Below are 24029 nucleotides of genomic sequence, written 5' to 3' on the forward strand. Positions count from 1 at the left end.
TTTAAAGATACGAAAAATATTATTCTTTTTCATTATACGGTCTCTGGCAGGCAATAAAAAAACCTAATCACAGAGATTAGGTTTTTCATCCATATTTCTTCTGGTGTTCTTTTTTCATCTTAAGATACTCTTGATCCGTTCTGGCCTGTTTCCATTTTTCCATGAAGATTGCTGCTGATTCAGCCTTCACTGGATCGTTTTGCCGCTCCTTCACCTTGCCGTCATCATCATATTTCCTGCCACCCTTATAATTGGTATACCGGCGGGCACGGGTGTAGCCCATCTGCAGGAATTTCCTTGCCATATCCATGCCCACGAAATCGTTATTCGTTTTGTAATCCAGGAACATCTGGTAAATTTTTTCTGATGATCCTGTAGCGATGTCCGGTGTCTTGAACCGCCAATGCGGCAGGATTTCACTTTTATAGGGTTCTACGAGCAAAACGCCCTGTTCCCCCCTGCCTACGCGGTACAATTCTGGCTGCTCACGAAAATCAATGCTGTCAAAATCGAGATCATAATTGAAGGGCATGTTACCATTCCTTTTTAATGGCTGTTTACCCTTTTATACCGCACAGTAACAATCACCGTTATGGGCTGAGCGAATAGACTATAGGCATGAGCACGATGAGTGGGGTGAGATGATTGGTTAAGTACCAGCCTTTCCGAGGAACAGTCAGTATGATCAATGATTTTTCAATTACGCCATCAGGCGAAAACGCAGGCTGCTATCGTTTGATGTCTGTCATCGATGGAACAGGAGCGCAAGTGAATTTTGTGATTGAACCGCGGACTTACTTTGTCGATCAGGCGATGGTGGGCGTCGGTGATCAGGTGACAGGCTATTATGACGCCGATGCGCCGGTGCCATTGATTTACCCGCCACAATACCGGGCACTTGTCATGGTAAAAGAAACACCTGGGCAGAATGTGAAAGTCGATTTTTTCAACAGGCAGCTGATCAGCAGCGATGGCATGCTCAAGCTTAATCTGGCCCCCGGGACACCAATTTTATTGGAAAATGGCCAGAGGTTCACAAAAAGCCCCGCAAACAGGAATTTGATCGTGGTTTATGGCCCAACCACCTTCAGCATCCCGGCGCAAACGACACCATACAGGATTATTGTTTTATGTTGAAAGAGGCAGCTTCGTTTCTGCCTCTTTTTTCAGTAATGCCCATGGTTTCAGCTTATTTAATCAAACGTTTGATTAACAGTCCCATAATGGATTTTTACCGACATCCTGCCAAATATCTGAATGCTCCAGTTCCCCTGCCAGCTGGAAAAGCAAATCCTCTCTTCCCCTCCCTGCCATCACCTGCACTCCGACTGGCAGTCCGTCCTTTGTCTGGTGCAATGGCAGTGACATCGCTGGCTGGCCTGTAAGATTGGCGAGCTGGGTGAATGGCGTTCGAGCGAGATTCTTTTGGGCAATTTGATCGACGATTCCCGCCTTTTTCAAAACACTGCCGAGTCCTAGCTTGCCGACCGTACTAATCAAGAACTTTTCAGATGATGACGGCTCGAGCTCTCCGATTTTTGCTGGCGGATGAGCGGTGGTTGGTGTGATGTAAAAATCATAGGTTTCATGGAAGGTTTCCATCTGGAGGGCCGCCCTGTCCCATTCTCTTAAACTTAAAACGAATTCCTCTGCAGAAGTTGCCTTGCCAAGCAGGCCGAGCAGCCAGGTGGTAGGCTCCACATCCGCTGAAGTTGCTTTCCGACCAAGTACTTCCTCTAATGAGGCTAAAAGAGCTGCCGTCTCTCCGAAGTACATCGTCAAATAGCTTGTCGCGATTTCATGGCCATCAACTGGTGCTTCCACCTCTTCAATCTGGTGACCCATCGTTTCGAGCAGCCGGACCGTTTTCAGGACAGCCTCCCTGCAATCAGCGTCAACCTCAGTGCCGATCGGCGATTTTACGGAAAAAGCAATCCGCAGCTTTTTTCCAAGAGGAGTGCTTGCCGCTGAAAGATAGCTGCCTTCAAATGGCTGGGCAGAAAATGCACCGGCTTTTTCATGTCCATGAAGTGCATCCAGCATAGCCGCACTGTCCCTGACTGAACGCGTAAGCACATGTTCCGCCGAAGCGCCCTGCCATGCCCGTCCATAATTCGGTCCAACCGGGGTGCGGCCGCGGGTCGGTTTCAGTCCGAACAAACCGCAATAGGCAGCAGGAATCCGAATCGATCCTCCGCCATCGTTGGCGCCAGCAATCGGAACGATCCCCGAGGCAACAGCCGCAGCCGATCCCCCGCTCGATCCGCCAGGTGTGTGGTCAAGATTCCACGGATTGCGTGTCGGTCCGTAATGAGCGGGTTCGGTCACAGCGACCAGTGCGAATTCAGGTACATTCGTCTGGCCCGTGAACACCACGCCAGCCTGGCGCAGGCGTCTGGCATACTCTGAATCTGCTTTTGCCCGGTAATTTAAAAATGCCCTGGAACCCGCAGTGATCGGTTCCCCTTCGATTTCCTGCGAGATATCCTTCAGGAATATCGGTACTCCCGCAAAAGCGCCTGTCAGTTGCTGCCCAGCGGACTTCCGCGCCTGCTCGTACATCTTATTAATCACCGCATTCATTTTCGGATTCAGTGAATCCGTTAACCGGATCGCTTCCTGCACCAGTTCAAGAGGCAGAACTTCTTTCTTTTTTACCAAATCCGCTAGACCAAGCCCGTCATAGTCTTTGTAATTGAAACCCTCCATCGCCCACACCACCGTTTATTTTTATATCTACCATTCTATAAAAATATTGAAATCCCTCTTTCGTTATACCTGGTTTATCGGTGACCTGTTTTTTCTGATTCTGGGTTTTTAGGGTGCCAATGCGGTCTATTGGTTACCTGTTTTCACGGTTTCTGGTTTTTTCGGACACCAATATGCTCTATTGGTGACCTGTTTCCCCTTTTTTTGGATTTTTCGGGCTCCAATATGCTCTATTGGTGACCTGTTTTCCCTGTTTTTGGTTTTTCCGGGCACCAATACGGTCTATTGGGGACACGTTTCTCCAGTTTCTGGATTTCCGTGACACCAATACGCTCTATTGGAGACACGTTTCTCCAGTTTCTGGATTTCCGTGACATCTATACGCTCTATTGGGGACACGTTTCTCCAGTTTCTGGGTTTACACAGCTCCAATACGCTTTATTGGAACCTCAATTCTCCAGTTTCTGGATTTCTATGACTCCAATATGGTCTATTGGGAAACCCATTATCCAGTTTCTGGATTTTCACGTATCCAATACGTTCTTTTGAGGACACAATTCTCCAGTTTCTGGATTTCCACAGTTCCAATATGGTCGCCAAAAAGCCTGATCCAATAAATCAGATCAGGCTCCTGTAAGATTTGTTCATCCCTAGTATTTCTTTCAAGTTATCTCGATGCTTCTCTAGGTCGAATTCGGAATTATTCAGGATGTGCGCAGGCATGTGCAGGTTTTTAAGAATCCTGTTCTCGAGTTCCTGTCTTGCTTTAAGGACATCTATGGTGCCTTCCAGCTCGATCAAACCATTTACGAGCCCGTATCCTTGAGATGTATAATAATGAACGAATCCATTAAACCAGTCATCAGACCGTTCGGTTACTGCTTTGCGGAAAGACTTCTCTATATCTTCCTGATTTACGTAGACAAGTAATGGATTCAGAGACTCAACTGTCTCGGCAAGTTTTTTGACATAATTAATGGTTACTTCTTCGGGTGCTCCATACTTGATCATGCCCACGGTCACAGGGTTCTGGATAAAACAACATTCAAAAATATAGACTTTTTCTTCGGCTGCTGCTTGTTTTGCAAACTCTTCCCAGCTTTCCGAGATGACTGCGATATTTTCTTCCAGTGAAAGTTCATATACATCTTTCCTCGAAATAGCAGCAAACAATTCGTCCGGAAAACCACTGCCTAATTCATTTTTGATTTTCATATATGGCAGCAGATGCCGTCCCCTCTTGATGGATACCCATTCTTGAAAAACCTTACTGAGACCGCCGCTCTCTTTAAGAAGTTCTTCAAATTCTTCCTCGGTAAAATAAGCAACCCCCTCATAATCCGCCGGATGATCAAGGTTCCCTTCCCGGTAAAGCTCGGCAGATACTTGATTCTCGCTGAGGAGTTCATGTATCAATCCCGCGGTTGTCGATTTTCCCGATCCCGGAAGTCCCTCTACTAAAATTAATTTAGCCTTCATTCCATACACTCCTAAATATCAGTTCTCACGATAATTCTCCATCGCAGGCATGTTTTCCTTTTTACATAAGAAAAAGAGACTAATCCGATTTGGATTAGCCTCACTTAAAATTACCTGTTAGTCATCCTTCTCTTCAAGATCCTTAATCAGTGCCTTCATTTCGCTGATTTCTTTCCTCTGTGTTTCGATGATGCCATCCGCCAGTTTTCGCACTCGGGGATCTTCGATATTGGCGCGTTCACTTGTAAGAATCGCGATGGAATGATGCGGAATCATTGCTTTCATCCATGACACGTCATCGACGGTGGTCTGGCTGCGGACGAGGAACAGCGAAACCGCAATTACCAGTGCACTACCTGCGTATATGCCAAGGTTCACTTTCTTATTTGTGTACATTTTGCTCATGAATGCCAGCATGACAATCGCCATGACCCCACCCATGATCAACGCCATATAGAATCTTGTTTCACTGAAGAATACATGATCAATACTGTACGTATTGAAGTACATCAGGATCAGCATGATGATCGTGGACGTCAGGACCATCAGGCCAAACCTGCCGTAATTATTTTTCATTCTTTCTCCTCCTAATATCATTCTTTATTTTTCGAATACCCTTATGGCTAATAATTATTCATCGAATACCTATTGGTTTGCATTTTGTGGAAAAGGGGTAAATACGGTTTGGCTATAGCGCAGCATTTTCATCAGTTAACTGATTATTCTTTTTTCAATAATTATCGAATAATTTTCAATAAACTTTCTTTTTGAAGAAAAACCGCAAAGAATCCTTATATACCAACGTTTTATAAGGTTCTTTCCTGAAATTGTTTTTGACAATTCACACTACGAAAAGTATTCTAGAATAGATAAACAGGGAGGGGTAACCATGTCAAACCATAATAGGCAGAAAATTGTGGACAGTGTCCCGCAGACTGGATTCTTCGGACATCCTAAAGGACTTTTCACACTTTTCTTCACTGAGTTTTGGGAACGCTTTTCTTACTATGGAATGAGAGCGATCCTTGTATTCTACATGTACTATGAAGTATCAAGAGGCGGCCTGGGCCTTGATGAAACATTAGCGCTTTCCATCATGTCCATTTACGGCTCACTCGTCTATATGTCAGGTGTCATCGGCGGATGGCTTGCTGACCGCATTTTCGGTACATCCAGAGCCGTGTTCTACGGCGGAATCCTGATCATGCTGGGACATATCGCGCTAGCCATTCCAGGAAGCGTATCGATGTTCTTCGTGTCGATGATCCTGATCGTCATCGGTACAGGTCTTTTGAAGCCAAACGTATCAACTGTCGTTGGTGAAATGTACAGCGAAACAGATGCTCGTCGTGACGCTGGTTTCACGATTTTCTACATGGGTATCAACGCTGGTGCATTCCTTGCGCCGCTGATCGTTGGAGCAGTCTCTGACGCTTATAACTTCCATTTCGGCTTTGCAATTGCCGCAATCGGTATGTTCGTTGGACTAGTTGTTTTCGTTCTGACAAAGAAAAAGAATCTGGGTCTTGCTGGTACAGCTGTGCCAAACCCGCTTTCACCCTCTGAAAAGAAGAAAACATTTACAATTCTTGGTATAGCAATCGTTGCAATAGGTATTTTAAGTGTTGTTTTAATTAATGCAGGTCTTTTAACATTTGAAAGCTTTATAAATCTTGTGACAATCCTTGGTATCTTAATTCCGACTGCTTACTTTATCGTTATGTATCGCAGCCCTAAAACAACAGAAGTTGAACGTTCACGTGTTCTTGCTTACATTCCGTTGTTCCTGGCTGCTGTTATGTTCTGGGCAATCCAGGAGCAAGGTTCAACCATCCTTGCGAACTATGCGGACAAGCGTACACAGCTAGAATTCGCCGGAATCTCAATCTCTCCGGCATGGTTCCAGTCATTGAACCCATTATTCATCATTATCTTTGCACCAATTTTCGCTGGATTCTGGGTGAAGCTTGGTGATCGCCAGCCATCAATTCCAAAGAAATTCTCTTTCTCATTGATTTTTGCTGGTCTTTCATTCCTGGTCATCCTGATTCCTGGATACTTCTCAGGAACAGATGCACTTGTCAGCCCATTATGGCTAGTTCTAAGCTATCTGATCGTTGTATTCGGTGAATTGCTGATTTCCCCAGTTGGTCTGTCAGCAACAACCAAACTAGCACCGGCTGCTTTCTCTGCACAAACAATGAGCCTTTGGTTCCTTGCAAGTGCCGCCGCACAAGCGATCAATGCACAAATCGTTAAATTCTACTCTGCAGATACAGAAATGACTTACTTCGGAACAATCGGTGGAGCATCCATCGTTCTTGGTATCATCCTGTTCATCATGTCTCCTAAGATTCAGGCATATATGAAGGGAATTAAATAATAACAAAAGACGGCTTTCTCCAGATAAGGAGAGCCGTCTTTTTTTGTGCCATATTTAAATACTTAAGATCTTATTCAGGTTCGACTCTTTCCGATATCTGATGATGCTCATATCTTCGTTGATTTCCTTGGATTCACCGGTTCGCCTATACCCCATCTTTTCATATAAATAGCAGTTCCGCTCTTCAGTGAGGATGGTATCCAGCTCCCAGGCATCTGCTTCAGGATGCATGAGTTCAAGCCGTTTCATCACTTGCTGAGCGATTCCCCTGTTCTGGCAGCTTTCGAGGATATTGATTATATGCAGCCTCATCAATCCGGGGGACTTTTCATAGACATGGACGCTTCCAGCCAAATTGCCATCAAAGAGGATTTTATAATAATCCCCTCGTTCAAATTTTGCTGAAAATCTCTCCATCGTTTGCGTGACAGGACTTGTTTCATGGTCATTGTATTTTTTATAGAGAGGCATGAAAACTTCCTTTTGCAATGTTAAAAGCTCCTTGGCATCGTCTAGTGTAGCTTTTTTCAGGGAGATGCTTGAATTGACCATTTCAAATAACAGGTCGAAATAGTTAAAAGGGATAAATTCACCGTTTTCAACCATTTCCTTTATCTCTTCTTCACTTGCCCACTTAGCCTCCGCCACTTCCTCTTCCTGAAGATTTAAATCCTCAAGGGCGACATTTTGCCTGACCAGCCAGACATCATCGAAGCCTTCCAAAAACTTCACGGTAAATAAGCGTTCCGCTCTTTCCATGTCCAGGTCGATTCCGATTTCTTCCTTCGCCTCGCGAATAGCAGCCTGCTCACTATCATCGCCCATGATGGCAGAACCCGCAGCCGAACAGTCCCACATATTCGGAAAGCCGATTTTCCACGGCTGCCTCTTCTGGATCAAAAACTGGCCATCATCATTCACGATCCAGACATGGACAACCAGATGATGATCCCCAGGCTTCATCTCCTGCCCGCGTTCGTGGATTCGATCCGTCATATGCCGGTATTGGTTGTAAATATTCCATAGTTCCACCCTGCAATACTCCCCCTGTCCTATTAGTTGTTCTTAAATTATACAGGTTTTTTCTAGAAAAACAGTTCCTGAAATATAAAACTGTATTCGTAAAGATTGTTGTTAAGATCCTAAAGCCGATTTTAACGTGATAATAAGCCATTTTGTAGTTCGGAATTAAGTGTGCAGGCTCTTTTCTCATCATTAGCTTAAATATTGTGGAAAAGCAGAGGTCAACCAATCCAATTTAGTAGCCAAAAGCAACAAAAGTTGAGAAAAGAGCCCTATAAAAAAAGAAGCATGCTCACCATGCTCCTCCATTCTCTATCTCACGCTCTTCCGTCTCATCCACTGCGTCGCTGCCCATTTGTCGCCGATGATGACTGGGGCTCCGCCGTGAAGGGTTAGGTCGTTCAAGTCTTGATTGTCATAGAAATATTCGAAATACACAGCCATGCCTTTTTGCGGGGAGACGGCGAAGTTGAGTTTTGGGAAGTAGGTTTCTCCGCCCTCTTCGACATCATTCAGGTACATGACGAGTGTGCTGATTCTAGGGTTACTTACGTTTGACGCGAAAAAGTCAAAATGGGCTTTGTACTCCTGGCCGATTTTATAGTTCAGGATTTGCAGGCCTTCTCCGTGTTCATTGGGAATGCCCATAATTTGCGAAATTCTTTTTTCTACACGCGCCACCACGTCATTTTCTGTTTCATCAATAAATGTGCTGCTGCTCGTCCTGAGTTCATCGACTTCACGGGTGTTGCCGATTTTGGAGCGCTGCAGCTTGTCCTTTGACAGCTGGATCAGTTCATCGCATTCTTCGTCACTTAGCACATTCCCCAAGATGACGATTAACGGTTCTTCCATTCTGGCAATTATGTTGATTTCACGATCCTCGGTTTTGATTCTATTTCCGATATGATTAAAAATCGTTGGTTCTTTTACAGTTAAATCAACAGCATCCATTCTCAACTTTCATCAACCTCTTAATTATGAATTTTCCGAAAACTAGATTGATATATATACGAAAGCATTATTCATTCTCTATGTTCCCTTGTTTCCTCCTGTAATTCAAAATGGATGACAAAACCGAATCTATAACTCTATTCAATTTTTCAATTTATTTTACAACGCGGGAAGCTGATTTACTATCTTTTTTTTCAGGAAATAAGGGCCTAATTCGAACCAAAAAAACGCCACAAGTTTGCGGTGGCCCGTTTTACACAATGGTCACCCATACGCCTGTGACGCGATTGTGAATAGTGTATGGTTTCTGTCAGGCATTTCCTTCGTATGGATTGCCATTACTGGAGGGTTGCTGACTTTTACAAATCCGCTTTGTTCCAGGAAAGCCATCAGCTTCTCCTGTCCTGAAGGTACGTCTACCCTTAATTTCCCTTGATGATTGGAGGCAAGCCGGTCAATGATTAATTCTGCCATTCTTTGATCCGGTGCAACGACCGGGCCCAAAGTCAGATTAACAGAACCTAATACAGAAAGGCCAAATCCAATGATTCTTGAATTCTCATCTTTCACGACGATACATTGATTTGACTGTTGGATTCTATTGCGAAGGAAGACACTTCTTTTCTCGCCGAAAGCTGCTCCATCCAGCTCAAGAATATCTTCCAATTCTTCGTCCTTAAAAGCTTCTATTGAAATCTCGCTTATATCTTCCAGATTGGTTGGATTAAATTTGTCACAAAGATATTTATGGACATAGTCAACAACTGTAAAACCCAATTTCTCGTATAAGGGTTGGCCATCAGGCGTAGCAATTAACAGGATAGAGCGATCACGACCGCTGTCTATACATTTTTGCATAATCTCTTTTCCAAGACCGAGCCCTCGATAATCGCTATGAACAATCACCATGCCAATTGAAGCGAGCATACGGTCATAGTGAATGATTGCTGCACTGGAGACAACCTGGCCTTCGCTATTCTTGTGGCCATATATTTTATAGGATGAGGATAATAGAGTTGCAACTTCCTCCTCATCATAATCCCAGCCGACTGATGCAGACAGCTCAATCAAGCCTCTCGCATCCCTTACGTTCAATTCGACTAATTCAATTAATTTTTTTGATGGCTTCATAAAGGCTTCTCCTCTATTTTTCAAATTCAACTTCCAATGGTCATTTGAAGAAAACTAGCATCTGAGAACGCCTTCCGATGGAGTTTCCTTGCTTGAGCATGATCCCAGAACATCGCGCTCTCCATGCAGCTGATATTATGTTTTTCCCAACCATATAGCTCTCCTGTCTTTCCAGGTTAAAAACAAAGAGAATCCCAGTACTCATCAGGATTCTCCCTTAACCTATACCGTTTCATTTCTATCATATAACCTGCCAGCTGTATCAACAATCAATTCTTTTAGCTCGACGTGATTCACCCAATCTTCGGGGATTGCGTTAAGACCATGGCAGGCACCAAGGATATTCCCGCAAATCGAGCCGGTCGAGTCACTATCGCCATCATGATTCACTGACATGATAACTGCCTTCCGGAAGTCTGTTTCTTTCAAAGCACAGTACAATGCAATCGCAAGTGCTTCCTCGGCTACCCAGCCTTCACCCAGCCTAGAAATCGCCTCTTCATGATTCAGTTCACTCTCCGCAAGTTCAATCGCAGCTTCCATCGCCTTCAACGTCTCTTCATGCTGAGGATGGCTTCTCAAAATCGCAATTGCACGCTCGGCACTTTCGGCTATATTTTTACCATTAAGCAGTTCTGCAATGATGACTGCGAGTGTACCAGCTGCCAGGTATCCTGAAGGATGTCCATGGGTGATGGCCGCTATTTCTGCAGCCACAATAAAGGCTTGCTCCGGATCATTATGTAAAAATAAACCGACTGGTGCGACCCGCATGACTCCGCCACAGCCTTTGCTGTCATTGATCGGCCTTTCGATCGTTCCCATTTTGTTGCTTTCAAGCGCCGACAGGCATGTATGACCCGGCGCCCTTGCCGAGAACAATTCCTTATAGTTTAAAATTCTATTGCTCTCCTCATGGGGCTGGGGATCAAGCAGCCAGTCATAATGCTCATCCGGCATGCTTCTTGTCTGGGTATAAAGCCAGCGCAAATAAGATTGATAGACTCCGCTTCCCACATAACTCCCAATTCCCCGCTCGCTGATACGGTCTTTCGCCCAGATCAGGCCATCAGCAGTAAACAGCGTCATCTGGGTATCATCGGAAATCATCGCTTTCCCTGTATAACGATTCAACTCAAAATCTGTTATTCCGTCTTCCCCAAATCGCGATTTAATCTCATCAAGCTTCATGAACTCAACTGTATAACCAAGAGCATCTCCAATCGCACCGCCAAGCAATGACGCTATGAACAAATCTTTTTTAGACATAGGGACTCCTTTTGGATTTGTAATGTATTAATAGTATTCTTCACCATATCGTCCAAATCCTTCATTTTTAACCAACGGGGACAGCTATCTTCATACAGTCTTCGTCCAGAGCTTCGTCAAATCCACATATCCAAAATGCTTGATCTCGATGTTCATCAGATTGATAGAGAATGGGATTTGCCGCTTTATGTAATACAGGGGCACACACAGGGATTGGTCTTTCATATATTGTTCAATCTGCAAATGGAGGCTATTCCATTGTTTAAATGGCTTCGTTGTATAGTAAGCGAGTTTCCCCTGCAAATATTCATCTCTTTCAACCAGGTAGTGCAGCGGTGAGAAGCTGTTTTTCAAAAAGAAAAAGTAGGAAAAACTCTGGTTCATTTCGAAAATTTCTCCGTGGATAAATAGGTCCGCTTCCATTTTCACGTCAGGATCATATAGTGCATCCTGAAAAGAGACTTCCTTCATTTCGACATCCAGGCCAGCTGCTTCCAGTTTTTCTTTTAGCCAAAAGGAAGTGTTCGTCGTGTAGTTCACATAGTTCATCTTGAGGGGCTCTGTTAAGGATGGCTTTGGCCTATCCGGCATGTCGTAGGACCTGGACAAGCCGATCAGGCAGCCTTCATTGTTGCCCTTGATCCTTCCATCAACATCCTGAAGCTCATCCCGATGCCGGTCGATGACCATATGGATGTAGTCCCGCACTTCCTGACGCGCCATGTCCGAGCTGCGATATGGATTCATCACCACAATGCCAAATCCTGAGTCACTTTCCACCTTGAAGGTATCGACTTGTTTCGATTCATGGCCGGCATGATAGACGACCTGGAACTCTTTAGGTACCTGGATGAACTCTACACGATCAAGCAGCGGCCGATACCCGTAATATTGCCTGAACGCACTAAGAGCTGTTTTCTCCGCCGATTCCTCGGCCAGATAAAATCCTCCTGTCCCGAGCAGCCTTCCATTCACTTCTTTAAAAATACTTGCCGCCAAGAGACCCAGGAGCTGGAGAACATAGGAGCAGCCACCAGGGAAGTCGAGCTTCACCACCAGTCGAGATGGAGTCGTGATTTCCGTAATGGGTTCCCATAGGTCTGCAAAGTTCTCATCCTGCTTCATTTGCTGCAAACAATCGACGGTATCCTCCGCTTTTAAAATCGAGCCATCGTGGAAGGCAACATCCTTTCTTAAATACAGTAAGAGTTGGGTATCTTTATATTCCCAGCTATGGGCCAATTCCGGTTCAACCGAATCGTCAGCATTCAGGGTGACGAGCCGGTTATAGAGATTGGCGATGATATTTGCACTTTGGGCATCCGCTAATTTTAACGGATGAAAAGTCACAAAAGGATAAAACCTTGGAATGATCAAGCTGTCCTGGCCTTCCTGGTGAAAACCCAGTTTCCCCTGGAAAGCAGCCATCAGCCGCTGTTTCGTTTCTGCCGACCAATCCAGCAGCAATAATTTACTTACAGACTCGATTGGTTCTTTTTCCAGACCTTTGAAAAATAGATCTTCATATTCCTGCTCGACTTGACGATTCCACTCCAGAGAGGAGGTATTGCCCCTTCCCCTGCCGGACTGGAACGTGAGCCAGCCTTCCTCCTGCCATAGCTGCAGTTTTCGGCGAGTCTGCTTCGTACTGAGCATCAGGACTTCCGCAATTCCCTCTACTTTTACGGCTCCTGATTTGACCTGATTCCATAACAATAGTAAATAGCGATCCATATGTTCTCCTTAAAAGTAGACATTTTTATTTAAAAAGGGAATTTTTAGTTCTATCCGTCTCCTTTAATATACAGATTATAGAAGGAGGCTGGCAATATGAAATGGAAAGAATATCCTCAAAACCTGAAAGTCCGCTTAATTACGTCATTTTTTAACCGTGCGATTTCGAGTGCCGTCATGCCGTTCATGGCTTTATTTTTCGCGCAGCATAAAGGTGCTGTGTGGGCAGGGATTTTCCTGGGCATCAATGTTTTCATTGCGTTTATTGGCAATTTGATTGGCGGGTATATATCAGACCGTTTTCACCGCAAAACGATTCTGCTGCTAACATCTACAATCAGCGCTGTCACTTTTGGAGCGATGACGGTCAGCTTGCTGCCTGAACAAAAATGGATCACAGTCTTCGCTGGGGGATATATGTGTTTCATGTTGTTCAACAGTTTAGGCCGTCCATCGATGCAAGCCATTATCATCGATTCAACGACAGCCAAAAACCGTAAAGCCATTTACGCTCTCGACTACTGGTTCACGAACTTGTCTCTGGCAATAGGTGCTGCACTCGGCGGATTGTTTTATGCCCATCACCAGCTGGCTTTGTTTACGGCATTGACAGCTGCCTCTGCAGGTTTGCCAATCGCGTATGCAATCTGGCTCCAGGACACATCTGTTCCACAATTGGAGCAAAAACATAAAAATATCTTTATCGACCTGATTGCCAACTACAAAGTTGCATTGCAGGATAAACCATTCGTCATGGCGATTCTCGGAAGCATGTGCATTTACTCAGCTGAATTCTCGCTCAACAGCTATATCGGCGTGCGTTTGGCTGATGAATTCCGTCCGCTGTTTGTTGGCAATTTTGAACTATCAGGCGTGAGGATGCTCAGTATACTGAATATCCAGAACATGCTTCTCGTTGTAATGCTGACTTTTATCGTCACAAAAATCACGGACAAGTTCGATAAGAAAAAGATGCTGCTGGCGGGGCTGATTTTTTACAGCATTGGATACATCGTGATGACGTCTGCAAATGTGTGGTACGCTTTGCTTTTGTTCAACCTGGTTGCAACCATCGGAGAGCTGATTTACTCGCCAATAGCCAATGCTGAAAAAGCGAATATGATGCCAGAAGACAAACGCGGCTCCTATTCAGCGTTTTCAGGCATCAGCTTCAGCGGCGCAGACTTGATCGCCCGTTCAACGATCATCATGGGGGCCTTTTTAGTGCCGAGCATGATGAGTGTGTATATTGGCATCATTTTGATGGCGGGAACATCGTTGCTGTATGGCGGGTTGTTTGTGGTTCGTGGGAAGAAACGAAAAGAGTTGTTTGTGAAAACTGTATAAAAAAAGAGGGAAAACCTTGGGTGCAGGTTTTCCCTCTATTCATTTCACGTCTGAAGAGTCGTCGTAATCGTAGCGGAAGCCGTCTGTTTGATTAGCAGAGGGTTCGTTCTTTTCGTTTTTCTGCTGCTGTTCAACCGGATTCTTATCTGGTTGCCTCTTGTCAGGGTTCAAATGCGTTGCCTCCTTTTTGACTTCTATTATCCCAAGTCAATTCTTCTTATATTCATAAGGCTGACGATTGGGGAAATACTAGGAGTATAAATCCTGACAGAACGAGGAAGCCAATGCAGCGCAATTACGCAATCGACTTCATCAAATTTTATGCCATCGTGGCAGTTGTCATCATCCATACCTTCCCTGGCAATGATCAGCCAGGCTATTTTGTCCTTGATAACCTTTCAAGATTTGCCGTCCCGTTTTTCTTCGCCGCATCAGGCTATCTGTTCAGCCTTAAGGTGAGCGAGAATCCGCAGTCCTTTGCTTACTTCAGGAAATATGTCACAAAAATCCTGAAGATTTACGTTAGCTGGCTTATTTTCTATTTCGTCTATGATGTGTCGAGAATCATACTGACCAACGAAAATCCTTCAGATGAACTTTCGAAGTATATGGAAAATATGACCGCCCTCAACCTTCTCTATTACGGCCAGGGGACGAGCGGCTATCAGCTGTGGTTCGTGATTTCACTAGTGTGGAGCACCGCGATTTTATACCTCTTTTACAGGCTGAAAAGAGTCAGGCTGCTGTTGGTGATCGCCCTTTGTTTCAATCTACTCGGCCTGTTTGGACAGTCTTATTCGATATTCGATGAGCTGCCGGTGAGCACTACCCGGGCCGCTCTATATGTCAGCCTGTTTTATACAGTGCTGGGATTCTGGCTAGCCAATGTTCAAGCGTGGCAAAAATATAGCGGAAGGATTTATTTCTACCTGTTTGGCCTTTTTACCATCCTGCAGGTTCTGGAGGGATTCTGGCTTCAAAAGGGGTTGGATGCTAAACATGGAGAGTACTTCCTATCAACGATTTTCCTTACCATATTTCTGTTCCTGTACGCCTTAAGCAACCCCAATCTCGGCAAGGGCTTATTCATCACAAAAATCGGGGCAAACTCGCTCGGAATATATGCCATTCATGTTTTCTTCATAGATATGGTCGATTTCCTCTTTGAAAAAATCGGCTTGGAAAAGAGTACCCATAACTTACTGCAGAATTTAGTGGACGCGTCTCTTGTTTTTGTTGTGTCGTACGTTGCTTACAAGCTGATTCAGTCTGCTAAGCAGGCGTTAATCAACAGAGCCTGACCCATCATGGATCAGGCTCTGTTCTATGGAAGTCCCTATCTCTCCTCAATTAAATCCCGCTCCAGCCGTTCCAAAATCCGCCGCTTCTGATAAAGCATCGTCCCGGTCTCGGCAAGGTCGCTGACCATCGACCGATTGGCGAAGGCGCCGAACACGATTCCGGCTACCGGCACCATCTGGAGCAGCTTTTTCCAGCCGAAGGATTCTGTATAAGTCAGCGTCACCTCGCGCCAGCCCTGCAGCTGGGAAATGACTTCACGCGATTTGTTTTCATTGTTAAAATCGGTCAGTTCGTTCAGGATCGCCTGTTTTCCGACTACATCGGCGGAGGAGTACTGCAGGCATTTAATGATGAATACTCTTTCCTTTTTATCATGTGGATCGTACCCATGGATGATGGCGATGTCCTGCAATGTTTTTAGCGAGAGGGCAAGGACCGCAGGAATATCAATTGCCAGGGTGAAAATCCCGCCAATCCCTGTGCTGGCTCCCTGGATCGTTGCGGCCTTTTTTCGCTGCTCGCCAAGGGCCAGGGAGGCTTTCTTCATTTCCTCTACTGGTACATTCTCAAGGTCAGATAACTGGTTAACTCTCCTGCCTGTCTTTTTCTCAAAGTATTGAAACACTGATTTCTCGCTGGTCAAATACTGGCCGCCGGTTTGAATGTAACTACCCATCTCATCAAGCAGGAGCCCGACCTTCTCCTGGATGAACTTTGGCGTGAACCGGTCAAGCATCTTGAATGGAAGCCTGGTCAACTTCTCCCAAAACCACAAGCCTTTCTGGTCCTTCTCCCACTTTTCGATTTGCTTCAATTCCTGCAATAAATAATCCTGTGAATCCATGCTCAACCATCCACCTGTCATTTTTGATACTATATTAACGGTGTACACCATCAGAAAGTTTCATTTTACATCGAGATTATAGTGTTCCTTCGCCAGCAGTTTGAACTGGCTCGCATCGATTTCTTCCTTCGCAACCTGGCCATCCATCCAGCGGGTGAAGCTCGTTTCTGTCAGAACCATGCTGCCGTCAGCAGTCACCCTGGTAAGCAGCGGCTTCTTATTAAAAGGGGATTGTGGATGTTCGGTGATGATTTTCTTCATTTCGGATAAGTCACTTACATCGTCAACCGGATCACGGGAATCAAAGGCGTATCCGATTCTCCAGTCAGTGTCCTTATTCTTAAGCTTCATCTCTAAAAAGCAGTCACCGAATTCACTTTCTTCTTTTTTCACCCGGAACTCCCCGGTGGGTGTGATGGTTTCGGAGCCATCAAGTGGAACTGGCCTCAACGGCAGATTCCCCCCGAAACCTGTATCGATCAAATACCGCTCGCCTCGATCGTTCAGGATGATCGCTGCATGCGTCCTGCCAGTTGGGCTAAAGCCGTTAAGTTCAGGGACGTATACAGACCCGCGGACCAGCTGGACATCAAGGCCATTTTCTTTTAAAAACAGATATAAAATCCCGTTAAGATCATAACAAAGACCGCCTTCGTTTCGGTGGAGAATTTTATCCACGAGGCTGCCCTCATTCAATTCATCAATACTGCCTGAAAGCGTGCAGAGGTTTTCGAACGGAAGCCCAGATGCAGTCAGCTCCAAAAAACCGCCAAGATTTTCGATAGTAATGGGTTCTTCTGAATTCATGCCAATCCTTTTTCGGAAAAGCAAATTTAGATCATTCATCTCTCAATACCTCTTTCTCATACTAGACATACTACAAGAATACTTGAAACTGCCAGTCAGATTCCAGTTATCACATAGTTCTATTTACTCATTTTTCAAGTATCGATCACTTTAACTCGACAACGATCCTGCCTGTTTTTGACGAATCAGTGACATTTGTTGAAGAACCAACTCGTTTTTCCTATGAAAGTCCCGATTCCTGCAGGATTATGGAACTATTTGCTTGCTTTCTGAGCGTTGATGCTCCGTTGCTGGACGGGCAATTCTATTGTAAAATGAAAAAGATAGATTATTGCAAACGCTTGCATTTTTTCAGAGGATCAAATTTTTTTACCTGTTTGTGCAAACGGTTTCATAGATTGCGCATTCCAGAAAGGAGGACGCTGAAAGACTGATTTTAGCAGCATCAATCAATCTAGGGAGGAATGGATTCAGATGAGAAGAAGCACTAAACGCAGTTTCTCGATTTTCATGACAGCGATCATGCTGTTGAGCTTGTGGATTCCTTTTATATCTGCACAGCAGGCAAACGCAGAAGGAACCCCCGCAGCTTCGGAAACAACCAATCGCGAAGTCCGCTTTACCTATATTCGTGAAGATCAGAATTTTGGTGAGTGGAATATATGGACCTGGAATACCGGTGTACAGGACGGCCAGGTTGATTTTACAACTAAGGAAGGCACCAAGGCGGCAGCAACTATCCCTGTTGGCGCGAATACGTCAGAAATGGGATTCGTGCTTCGCAGTACTTATGACTGGAATACGGCACAAAAGGAATTCGGGGACCGTTTTATCAGGGTTAGCAAAAACGATTCCATTACTAAAGTGTACGTGACCAGCGGCGTAGAGCAAATCCGTATCGTACCTGATGGGTCGGCTCCTGTCATTAATAACGGAAATGCTACCTTCTTTTACCGTGACAAAGAGCTCTTCGCAAGAAATCAGATGGACACGATTGAAAAAGTAGAATTAAAGTTTGACGGCAAGACTTTACCAATGACTTATGAGCCAGAGAATGAGAGATTTGTAGTTTCATATGAGAACATTCCAACTGGAACGCATAAGTACACGTATTTGGTTACGAAAAATGGTGTTACGAATGAAGTGACCGATCCTTACAATCCAGTTTCAGAGATCGCGTATGTGAACGCTGACCTGACTGTTACAGGCTCTGTCAATCCAGCCGAGATTGATTACAGCCAGAACGCTGTATTGAAAGTTGATGTAGAGGGTCTGACAGATGGCATTGAAGTCAGCTCTATCACTGCGGATATTTCCGAGCTTGGCGGATCAAAGACTCTTGCCATCGACCCTTCATTGATGGAAGTAACCATTGCAGTCGATGACAACATCACGGCAGGTGCCAAGAACATTCCCGTAACGGTTACCGATTCATTTGGCACCCCTCATACAGGCACTGCCAATGTAACAGTAAAAACAAGACAATCTGTCGGCGAAAATGATTTTGACTGGGATGAGTCGATCATTTACTTCATGCTGACTGACCGTTTCTTTGATGGGGATTCTTCTAATAACGATCCTTATGAGTTAAACTATGACACTACTGATCGCGGTACGTATCAGGGTGGCGATTTTAAAGGAATTACTGAAAAACTAGACTACCTTGACGAGTTGGGCGTTAATACAATCTGGATCAGTCCGATTGTTGAGAACATCAAGCACAATGTCCGCTACAAAGATGGTGATCCTTCTTATTATGGGTATCACGGATACTGGGCCAGCAATTTCGGCGAATTGAACCCTCACTTTGGGACGATGGATGATTTTCATAACCTGATTGACGCTGCACATGACCGCGGCATCAAAATCATGGTCGATGTTGTATTGAACCACACTGGTTATGGTTTGAAAAATGTTGATGGCCAGGTGACAAACCCTCCTGCCGGCTATCCGACGGATGAAGAACGCAACAATTTCAGCAGCCTGCTCCGCCAGGGTTCAAATGTTGGCAACGATGAAGTGGTTGGTGAGTTGGCAGACCTTCCTGACTTCAAAACAGAGGACCCTGAAGTCCGCCAGACAATCATCGACTGGCAGACAGACTGGATTGACAAAGCAACAACGAATAATGGAAATACAATCGACTACTTCCGCGTAGATACAGTGAAGCACGTAGAAGACGCAACCTGGATGGCATTCAAGAACGCCATTACGGAAAAAATGCCAAAGCATAAAATGATTGGCGAAGCATGGGGTGCAAGTGCTGATAACCAACTGGGCTATCTTGAAACAGGAATGATGGATTCCCTGCTTGATTTCGATTTCAAAAATATTGCTCATGATTTTGCAAACGGCAACCTGAAGGCAGCCAATGATGCCCTGATTGCGCGCAACGATAAAATTGACAACACCGCTACACTGGGCCAATTCCTTGGAAGCCATGATGAGGATGGTTTCTTATACAAAGAAAGAGATGACAAAGGCAAACTGAAGATCGCTGCTTCCCTGCAGGCAACAGCGAAAGGCCAGCCAGTGATTTACTATGGAGAGGAACTTGGACAAAGCGGTGCAAATAACTACCCGCAGCAAGATAATCGATACAACTTTGCATGGAATCAGGTGAAAGGCAATGACGTCCTTGCACACTATAAAAAAATCCTGAACTTCCGCAGCGATCATTCTGAAGTTTTTGCCAAAGGTGAACGTACTGCGATTGGCGGCTCTGACGCTGATAAGTTCATGGTTTTCGCAAGAAAATATGAAAATGAAGCGGCATATGTTGGTTTGAACGTAGCTGATGCTGCAAAAGAAGTAACATTGACAGTTGATGGTGAAAACGCAGTAGTAACTGACCACTATTCAGGTGAGACCTATACTGCGACAGATGGAAAAGTAACACTAGCAATCCCTGCAAAAGCTGATGGCGGTTCAGTTTTACTGACAGTCGACAGTGGTGAAATCACTGCTGCAGCAGCGGCAGGTTCTGGAGATGGCGGCGGAGATGGAACTGTTGAACCAATCCCAGCCAACCACATCCGCATCCACTACAAGCGTGACGATAACAACTATGAAAATTATGGAGCATGGCTGTGGAACGATGTAGCCTCCCCTTCTGCCAACTGGCCGAGAGGTGCTACCATGTTCGGGAAAACGGACAGCTATGGTGCCTATATTGATGTAGAACTTAAAGATGGCGCAAAAAACATCGGCTTCCTCGTGATGGACGTAACAAAAGGTGATGCCGGTAAAGATGGTGGAGACAAGGCTTTCACAATCACATCTCCTGAAATGAACGAAATTTTCATCAAGCAAGGCGATGACAAGGTTTACACTTACGAACCAGTCAACCTGCCGGCTAACACCGTCCGCGTCCATTATGTACGTGACAATGCTGACTATGAAAACTGGGGGCTATGGAACTGGGAAGATGTCGTGGCACCTTCTGATGGCTGGCCTATAGGTGCAGCTTCCTTCACTGGAACTGACCGCTATGGTGCTTATGTCGATATCAAACTGAAAGACAATGCTAAGAAAATTGGCATGATCACCTTAAACAAGTCAACTGGCGACAAGGACGGCGGAGACAAATCCTTCAACCTTCTCGACAGATACAATCACCTATGGGTAAAACAAGGCGATGACAATGTCTATGTATCTCCATATTGGGAGCAGGCAACAGGCCTCACATCTGCAGAAGTCATCTCTGAAGATACGATTCTATTAGGTTTCACGATGACAGATGGATTGACGGCTGAAGAACTGAAATCAAAGCTGGAGATCAAGGATGCTAGCGGTGCAGCCGTTTCAATTAAAAGTGTTGAAATCAAAGGCAAATCCGTAACAGTGAAAGCAGATTTCGATTTGGAGAAGCTTCCTTTATCAGTTACCTACTCTGGCAGAACGGTAAAAGCGGAGTCTGGCTGGAGAATGCTTGATGAAATGTTCTCCTATGACGGCGATGACCTTGGCGCTACTTACAAGAAAGGATCTGCCACCTTGAAGCTCTGGGCTCCAAAAGCCAGCAAGGTTGTGGCAAACTTCTTTAATAAAGACAATGCAGCCGAACAGATTGGCAGCATCGAACTGACAAAGGGTGAAAAAGGAGTCTGGTCAGTGACTGCAGCTCCTAAAGACCTCAAAGTAAAAGATCTTAAGGGTTATTTTTACCAGTATGAAGTGACAAATAACGGAGTCACAAATAAGGTTCTCGATCCTTACGCGAAATCGATGGCAGCGTTCACGGTGAATACAAAAGGTGAAGCTGGCCCGGATGGGGATACTGTCGGTAAAGCGGCGATTGTTGACCTGAGCAAAACAAACCCAAAAGATTTTAATCATGCGAAAATCAAAGGCTATGAAAAGCGCGAAGACGCCGTAATCTATGAAGTGCACGTACGTGACTTCACATCCGACCCTTCTATTGAAGGTGATTTGGATGCTAGATGGGGTTCATATAATGCGTTCACCGACAAGCTGGAATATCTCAAAAAGCTTGGTGTAACGCATGTTCAATTGCTTCCTGTCATGGCATGGTATTATGGCGATGAAACGAAGATGGGCCAAAGGGAACTTAATTACTCTGCCGGCGGAAATGAGTACAACTGGGGCTATGACCCGCACAGTTACTTCTCTCCGGATGGCGCCTATTCAGAGGATGCAACTGACCCTGAATTGCGCGTAAAAGAACTGAAACAGATGATTGATGCGATCCATGAGGCTGGAATGGGTGTCGTTCTCGACGTGGTCTACACTCATATGGCAAAAGCCAGCCAGCTAAACGATATCGTTCCTGACTACTATGCGTTCAAGGATGCTCAAGGAAACTTCCTTGGCGGTTTCGGCAACAACCTGGCTACAAGCCACAAGATGGCCGAAAAACTGATGGTCGATTCTGTGAAATACTGGTTTGAAGAGTACAAGATTGATGGAATGCGTTTTGACATGATGGGTGACGCGACCTATCCTTCCATCCAGAATGCTTACGATGCAGCGGCATCCGTCAATCCTGATGCATTGTTCATCGGTGAAGGCTGGAGAACATTCGCAGGGCACATCGCTGAGCCGGATTTAGCTGGCATGGGCGCTGATCAGGATTGGATGGATAAAACCGATAATGTCGGCGTATTCTCTGATGAAATCCGTAATGAGCTGAAATCAGGCTTTGGTTCTGAAGGTGAGCCTCGCTTCATCACAGGCGGTGCCCGCGATATCAACACGATTTTCAACAATATCAAAGCACAGCCAGGCAATACAGCTGATGATGATCCAGGAGATATGGTCCAGTATATCGCGGCGCATGACAACCTTCCGCTTCACGATGTTATTGCGCAATCGATTAAAAAAGATCCATCGATTCCTGCAAATGAATTAGAGATTCACAAGCGCATCCGTCTGGGCAATTCCTTGATCCTCACCTCCCAGGGTACTGCTTTCCTACACGCAGGCCAGGAGTACGGAAGAACCAAGCAATGGAAAGGCGATGGTGTCCCTGAGCAGAAGTATCACGAATTGATGGATGAAAATGGTGATTCATTCGGCTATTTCATTCACGACTCCTATGATTCATCCGATGCCATCAACATGTTTGACTGGCAAAAGGCAACAAATAAAAAGGAATACTCAGTCAACACAACGACACAAGCCTACACGAAAGGCTTAATTGAGCTAAGAAAGTCAACAAATGCTTTCCGCCTCGGCGAAAAGGAGCTCGTTGACCAGAATGTAAGATTGCTTGATTTGCCTGAAATCCAGGATACGGACCTAGTCATCGCATACGAAAACGAGTCCACAGACCGTACTGGCACGTACTACGTATTCGTAAATGCTGATACTAAAGCTCGCACATTGACACTAGGCGATCTTGATTTTTCAAAAGGAAAGGTACTGGTCGATAATGACGAAGCCGGTAAAACTCCGGTATCCAAAAAGTCTGGATTCAATATGTCAAAAGACAAGTTGACACTTGATCCATTGACAACGGTCGTCATCAAAGTAGACCAAAAAGGCAAGAAGAAGTAAACTTTCACGGCAGGTATCATCCTTACCAGATGGTACCTGCCGTTATTTTTGCCTTAATCGTTTACTGTCAGCGCTATCAAGGGTATCATTAATGAACAACTAGAACGACTAAGGAGAATCGGATGCTGGATTATAAGTTATATAAGGGCCGCGGCTCGGAGTACATTGTGCTGCTGCACGGGATTGGCGGGAACTCGAACATCTTTTACAAACAGCTCAAACCTTTCCTCAAAAAATATCATATTGTGGCGATCCATATGCCTGGCCATGGAAAATCGCCAGACATAGACTCGTATCAAGATGGGTTTTCGTTTGATGTGATTGTCCGGGAGATTCTGCATACCCTCGATCATCTCTCGATACGAAAAGCGCATTTTGTCGGGATTTCGCTCGGTTCGATCATCGTCCACCATCTTCTGCAGACGCGCCCCGAGCGAGTCAGGTCTGCCGTTCTGGGCGGCGCCATCACCAGGTTCAACCTGTTCGCCAAATCACTGATCAAATTGGCAGGAGTGATAAAAGACTTCATTCCTTTCATGTGGCTGTACCGCATTCTCGCCTTGGTTTTGATGCCGAAGGACAATCACAAGGATTCGCGGCGTTTCTTCATCCAGGAAGCCTACAAGATGAAACGCAAAAATTTCCTCGCATGGTACCATCTTGCCGGCGATGTCAAAGCCACCTACAGCAAGGTCCAGGAAAACAGTGAGGATATCCCAAAGCTCTATATATCAGGCGCCGAGGACCATATGTTTGTCCGCGAATTAGCGGAAGACCTGCGCGGAGCTGAAAACTCGGAGCTCGTGATCCTCGAGCATTGCGGACACGTCTGCAATATCGAGAAGGCCGATGAATTCAACGAGCTTTCCCTCGAATTCATGGACAAGCATCAGGTCAAAAAAGCGCATATCAGTTAATTTTCTGTCTGCTTCTCGACCTATCGCTGATCCGATTCGGAAGCTTGTTTTAACAGTCAAATAGGCTTCTTTAATATAAAAAGGGAGCTGGCCAAGCGGCCTGCTCCCTTTT

At 45.2% G+C, this 24029-nt stretch carries 18 protein-coding genes; 6 read left to right on the plus strand and 12 right to left on the minus strand.

All coding sequences use genetic code 11. The annotated features are described in order from the left end of the window. Positions 1 to 85 precede the first annotated feature (85 nt). Entirely contained in the window at positions 86 to 532 is a 447-nt protein-coding gene (locus ACNAZ4_RS11075) for a DUF4385 domain-containing protein (RefSeq protein WP_415814440.1), read from the minus strand. A gap of 113 nt (positions 533 to 645) precedes the next feature. Between ACNAZ4_RS11075 and ACNAZ4_RS11080 the strand changes: the two genes are divergently transcribed. Next, positions 646 to 1137 (plus strand): hypothetical protein, encoded by a 492-nt coding sequence (locus ACNAZ4_RS11080; RefSeq protein ID WP_415814442.1) that lies wholly within the window; start codon positions 646 to 648, stop codon positions 1135 to 1137. Between the two features lie 72 nt (positions 1138 to 1209). Here the strand turns inward: ACNAZ4_RS11080 and ACNAZ4_RS11085 are convergent, their stop codons facing one another. From ACNAZ4_RS11085 to ACNAZ4_RS11095, 3 genes are all read right to left on the minus strand, one after another. After that, positions 1210 to 2709 carry an amidase gene (locus ACNAZ4_RS11085; protein ID WP_415814444.1) on the minus strand — a complete coding sequence of 500 codons (1500 nt, stop codon included), beginning with the start codon at positions 2707 to 2709 and terminating at the stop codon, positions 1210 to 1212. A 618-nt stretch (positions 2710 to 3327) separates the two neighbouring features. After that, on the minus strand, positions 3328 to 4188 hold the full coding sequence (locus ACNAZ4_RS11090; RefSeq protein ID WP_415814445.1) for a P-loop NTPase family protein: 861 nt from the start codon (positions 4186 to 4188) through the stop codon (positions 3328 to 3330). Between the two features lie 117 nt (positions 4189 to 4305). After that, positions 4306 to 4764 (minus strand): DUF305 domain-containing protein, encoded by a 459-nt coding sequence (locus ACNAZ4_RS11095; protein WP_415814446.1) that lies wholly within the window; start codon positions 4762 to 4764, stop codon positions 4306 to 4308. Positions 4765 to 5077: 313 nt separating this feature from the next. Here ACNAZ4_RS11095 and ACNAZ4_RS11100 point away from each other — a divergent pair, with 313 nt between their 5' ends. Next, positions 5078 to 6571 (plus strand): peptide MFS transporter, encoded by a 1494-nt coding sequence (locus tag ACNAZ4_RS11100; protein WP_415814447.1) that lies wholly within the window; start codon positions 5078 to 5080, stop codon positions 6569 to 6571. Positions 6572 to 6625: 54 nt separating this feature from the next. On the opposite strand, the gene ACNAZ4_RS11105 is transcribed toward ACNAZ4_RS11100, so the two are convergent. The 5 genes from ACNAZ4_RS11105 to ACNAZ4_RS11125 form a co-directional block, all read right to left on the minus strand. Then, positions 6626 to 7603: a GNAT family N-acetyltransferase gene (locus tag ACNAZ4_RS11105; protein ID WP_415814448.1), complete on the minus strand. Its 978-nt coding sequence runs from the start codon at positions 7601 to 7603 to the stop codon at positions 6626 to 6628. Positions 7604 to 7906: 303 nt separating this feature from the next. Next, on the minus strand, positions 7907 to 8548 hold the full coding sequence (locus ACNAZ4_RS11110) for a 2OG-Fe(II) oxygenase (RefSeq protein WP_415814497.1): 642 nt from the start codon (positions 8546 to 8548) through the stop codon (positions 7907 to 7909). A gap of 264 nt (positions 8549 to 8812) precedes the next feature. Further along, positions 8813 to 9679, minus strand: a complete 867-nt coding sequence (locus tag ACNAZ4_RS11115) for a GNAT family N-acetyltransferase (protein ID WP_415814449.1) — start codon at positions 9677 to 9679, stop codon at positions 8813 to 8815. Between the two features lie 222 nt (positions 9680 to 9901). Beyond that, positions 9902 to 10948, minus strand: a complete 1047-nt coding sequence (locus ACNAZ4_RS11120; protein ID WP_415814451.1) for an ADP-ribosylglycohydrolase family protein — start codon at positions 10946 to 10948, stop codon at positions 9902 to 9904. Between the two features lie 90 nt (positions 10949 to 11038). Continuing rightward, on the minus strand, positions 11039 to 12682 hold the full coding sequence (locus tag ACNAZ4_RS11125; protein ID WP_415814452.1) for an ABC transporter substrate-binding protein: 1644 nt from the start codon (positions 12680 to 12682) through the stop codon (positions 11039 to 11041). Positions 12683 to 12778: 96 nt separating this feature from the next. On the opposite strand from ACNAZ4_RS11125, the gene ACNAZ4_RS11130 reads away from it, so the two are divergent. Next, complete coding sequence (locus tag ACNAZ4_RS11130) at positions 12779 to 14029, plus strand: MDR family MFS transporter (RefSeq protein WP_415814453.1); 1251 nt, start codon at positions 12779 to 12781, stop codon at positions 14027 to 14029. 39 nt (positions 14030 to 14068) lie between these two features. Here ACNAZ4_RS11130 and ACNAZ4_RS11135 read toward each other — a convergent pair whose 3' ends face one another. Beyond that, positions 14069 to 14200, minus strand: a complete 132-nt coding sequence (locus tag ACNAZ4_RS11135) for a hypothetical protein (protein ID WP_415814455.1) — start codon at positions 14198 to 14200, stop codon at positions 14069 to 14071. Between the two features lie 113 nt (positions 14201 to 14313). Here ACNAZ4_RS11135 and ACNAZ4_RS11140 point away from each other — a divergent pair, with 113 nt between their 5' ends. Beyond that, entirely contained in the window at positions 14314 to 15330 is a 1017-nt protein-coding gene (locus ACNAZ4_RS11140) for an acyltransferase (protein ID WP_415814456.1), read from the plus strand. A 35-nt stretch (positions 15331 to 15365) separates the two neighbouring features. Here ACNAZ4_RS11140 and ACNAZ4_RS11145 read toward each other — a convergent pair whose 3' ends face one another. After that, positions 15366 to 16181 carry an EcsC family protein gene (locus ACNAZ4_RS11145; protein ID WP_415814457.1) on the minus strand — a complete coding sequence of 272 codons (816 nt, stop codon included), beginning with the start codon at positions 16179 to 16181 and terminating at the stop codon, positions 15366 to 15368. Positions 16182 to 16235: 54 nt separating this feature from the next. Beyond that, complete coding sequence (locus ACNAZ4_RS11150; protein ID WP_415814459.1) at positions 16236 to 17021, minus strand: arylamine N-acetyltransferase family protein; 786 nt, start codon at positions 17019 to 17021, stop codon at positions 16236 to 16238. Between the two features lie 435 nt (positions 17022 to 17456). Between ACNAZ4_RS11150 and ACNAZ4_RS11155 the strand changes: the two genes are divergently transcribed. Both ACNAZ4_RS11155 and ACNAZ4_RS11160 read left to right on the plus strand, forming a co-directional pair. After that, on the plus strand, positions 17457 to 23000 hold the full coding sequence (locus tag ACNAZ4_RS11155; protein ID WP_415814461.1) for a pullulanase: 5544 nt from the start codon (positions 17457 to 17459) through the stop codon (positions 22998 to 23000). Between the two features lie 122 nt (positions 23001 to 23122). Continuing rightward, on the plus strand, positions 23123 to 23917 hold the full coding sequence (locus ACNAZ4_RS11160) for an alpha/beta fold hydrolase (protein ID WP_415814462.1): 795 nt from the start codon (positions 23123 to 23125) through the stop codon (positions 23915 to 23917). The last annotated feature ends 112 nt before the right edge of the window (positions 23918 to 24029 follow it).

It is taken from the genome of Mesobacillus thioparans (assembly GCF_965138835.1).
In the GTDB taxonomy this organism is placed as follows: Bacteria; Bacillota; Bacilli; order Bacillales; family Cytobacillaceae; genus Mesobacillus; species Mesobacillus thioparans.